Here is a 718-nt window from a genome sequence, read left to right as displayed (position 1 = left end):
GGGCGCGAGGGCGGCAGCGGGGTGCGCGAGGCGCTGGCGCGGGTGGCGGCGGGGTGGCACGGGGAGGACTAACCTTCCAGGCCCAGGAACCGCCGGTAGCGCTCCAGTTCCGCCTCCAGCCCGCGCCGCAGCGCCCCCGTCTCGCGGACGCCGGGCACCCAGGTCACGTCGGCCCGCAACTCGCCCCCCTCGACCCGCCCCCCCTCGACCCGCAGGTTGGCCCAGCCCACCGCCCGCTCTGCCTGAAAGACGGGCAGCGCGTAGTAGCCGAACTGCCGTTTCTCGGCGGGGGTGTACGCTTCCAGCCGGTAGGTCCAGCCGTGCAGGTGGGCAAAACGGCGCCGGTCCCACACCAGCGGGTCGAAGGGGCCGACGATCCGCACCCCGCGCGGCGTGGCAGGCGCGGACACGTCCCCGTCGGCGGGCCAGACGTAGCGCAGGCCGTCCACCGTCTCCGCGTGCAGTTCCTCCCGGACCGCCTGCCGGAAGGCCGCCCGCAGTTCCGGGCGCAGGTGCGGCAGCCCGAAGCCCGACAGGCTCACCAGATACCCCAGGCTGGCCTCCGGCAGCGGGGCGTACAGGGCGGCGAGAAGGTGAACGGCGCCGCGCAGCCGGTCCTCCAGGGGAAGGGGTCGCCCGCGCAGGGCCGCGAGGTGGGGAGCCGGGCCGTAGAGCCGCACCCCCGACACCCGGCGGGTCACGCGGGCCTCGCCCCGGT

General features: G+C 76.5%; 1 protein-coding gene. It reads right to left on the bottom strand.

The window, feature by feature from the left end:
- Positions 1-68: 68 nt before the first annotated feature.
- Positions 69-718, bottom strand: a 650-nt coding sequence (locus QOL99_RS17330; RefSeq protein ID WP_285525654.1) for a DNA glycosylase AlkZ-like family protein, incomplete at its 5' end; no start/stop codon positions are given.

Origin of the sequence: Deinococcus rhizophilus, from assembly GCF_030271215.1 — a bacterium.
Taxonomy (GTDB): domain Bacteria; phylum Deinococcota; class Deinococci; order Deinococcales; family Deinococcaceae; genus Deinococcus; species Deinococcus rhizophilus.
This window is presented reverse-complemented; position numbering and strand designations above follow the sequence as displayed.